At 72.3% G+C, this 2,102-nt stretch carries 3 protein-coding genes; all 3 read right to left on the bottom strand.

Translation table 11 applies throughout. The annotated features are described in order from the left end of the window. Positions 1-1,021 (bottom strand): TauD/TfdA family dioxygenase (locus tag CCN56_RS40770; RefSeq protein WP_086832559.1); only part of this gene is annotated, 1,021 nt, incomplete at its 3' end. 38 nt (positions 1,022-1,059) lie between these two features. Next, positions 1,060-1,845 (bottom strand): thioesterase II family protein, encoded by a 786-nt coding sequence (locus CCN56_RS40765; protein WP_086832558.1) that lies wholly within the window; start codon positions 1,843-1,845, stop codon positions 1,060-1,062. Beyond that, a partial coding sequence (locus CCN56_RS40760; RefSeq protein WP_143664844.1) for an acyl carrier protein occupies positions 1,845-2,102 on the bottom strand: 258 nt, incomplete at its 5' end. The genes CCN56_RS40765 and CCN56_RS40760, both read right to left, overlap by 1 nt.

Below are 2,102 nucleotides of genomic sequence, written 5' to 3'. Positions count from 1 at the left end.
GGGTGGTGGAGGGGGCGGAGGTCGGGGAGCAGTCGGACAGCCGTACCGGCTCGCCCATGGCGACGACGATCTTCCGGTCTCCGGTGTACGACTCCCGGCCGTGCGCGCAGAGGATGTTGTCGACGAGCATCAGGTCACCGGCCTGCCAGCTCTCCCGCAGGGTGACCGCCTGGTACACGTCGTTGATCGCGTCCACCTCGGCGTCGGTGAGGGCCGTGCCGTCGCCCAGGCGGGTGTCGAAGGGCAGGCCGTCCGCGCCGAACGTGTCGGTGAGGACCTCGCGGACGTCCTCGTCGAGGCTGCGGGCGTTCCAGAAGGCGAAGTGGTTGAACCAGGAGCGTTCGCCGGTCACCGGGTGGGTGATGACGGCGGAACGGCGCTGGCGGGTGCGCAGGGTGTCCTCGTCGAGCCACTCGTAGCCGATCGCGTTCGCGTCGCAGTACTCCTCGGCGCCCGCGGGCTCGTCCGACGAGAAGGCCTTGCGCCAGGGCATGCCCGCCAGGTCGGAGTAGTTGCGCACGAGGAGCCAGCCGGCCTCGGCGAACCGTGCGACCAGGTCCTGCGGCAGCAGGGCGAGGGCCTTGCGCATGTCGCCGACGGTGGTCGCACCACCGGTCTCGGGGGCGGTGACGCAGCCGAAGAGCAGTACGCCGGGGAAGTCGAGGGTGTAGCTGTTCTCGTTGTGCAGGCGGATCGCCTGGGCGGCCGGCAGGTCGGTGGAGGAGAACACGCCCTCGCCGAAGTCGCTGCGCGGGGTGGCCTTCTCCTTGTAGCCGGCGCGCCGGGCGATCAGCACGTCCCGCGCCTCGGCGAACGCCTCCGTGTCCGTCACCGGAAGTCCGCGCAGCATGACCGCGCCGGAACGGTGCAGTTCGGCCTGGATGGCGGGGAGCTGGGCGGACAGCCAGGCGGTGGCCTCGGCCATGGTGTCGAAGGCGGGGGTGTGGACGAGGGCCGGCTTGCCGGGCTCCCGGACGGCGGTGATCCCGGTGTCGGCCGGGCGCTGGGCGTACGTGGTCATGGTGGGCGGTCTCCTCGTATCAGGTGACGACGGCGGGCTCAGGCGTTGCTGGGGGCGGAGGCGTGCAGGGTCTCCAGGACCGGGTTCAGGCGGGCGAAGAAGCCGGGCAGGTCCTGCTGGAAGTAGAAGTGGTCGCCGGTCAGCACCTGGGGCACGACCTGGTGTCCGGCCACCAGGGACCAGCCGTCGAGCAGGTCGACCGGGACGATCGGGTCGGCGTCCCCGCCGAACACCGCGACCGGGCAGTCGAGCCGTACGGCCGGGGCCGTGCACCGGTACGCGTCGTCGATGGCGAAGTCGGCGCGGATGGACGGCAGGACGATCTCGCGGAGCTCCTCGTCGTCGAGGATGCCGTCGTCGGTACCGCCGCGCTCCTTGATCGCCGCGACCAGCTCGTCGTCGTCGAGCCGTTCCGGGTGCACCGGGCACTGGTTGGGCAGCACCGGCGCCCGGCAGGCGGAGGCGATCAGGCCCTGCGGGCTGCGGCCGACGGCCTGCAGTGCGCGGGTGACCTCGAAGGCGACCAGGGAGCCCATGCTGTGCCCGAGCACCACCAGGGCACCGGTGTCCGCGGGGAGGGCGTCGACCACGGGCAGCGCCAGGTCGTCGACGGACTCGGGCAGGTCCTCGCTGAAGCGGGCGCCCCGGCCCGGGTACTGGCCGATGAGCAGCCGCACGTCGGCTGGGAGGTGCTCGCGCCACGCGCTGTACGCGTGCGCGTTGCCTCCGGCGTGCGGGAGCACGAGCAGCGACAGGCGGTGCGGCAGGTCGCCGGGCAGGTCCCAGACGACGTCCTCGGGGGCGGGGGTCGGGGAGGTGTTCATCAGCTGATCCGTTCTGTGACGGTGGCGGTCTGGGTCTCGGCGACGGTCTCGGAGACCGTCTCGGTCGTGGTGCGGCGGCGGAGGGCGGGACGGGCCTTCCTCGCCGGCGCGGTCTTCAGGGATTCGATGTGCTCGGCGAGCCGGGCGGGGGTGGGGTGCTGGAAGACGTCGCGGATGGTGAGCCGGACGTCGAGGGCACCGGCGATGTGGTTGGTGAGGCGGGCGCCCAGGAGGGAGTGGCCGCCGTGGTGGAAGAA

The sequence above is a fragment of the Streptomyces sp. NRRL B-24572 genome, assembly GCF_002156145.1.
Taxonomy (GTDB): domain Bacteria; phylum Actinomycetota; class Actinomycetes; order Streptomycetales; family Streptomycetaceae; genus Streptomyces; species Streptomyces vietnamensis.
Note: the sequence above shows the minus strand (reverse complement) of the source record. Positions and strands in the feature narration are given on the sequence as shown.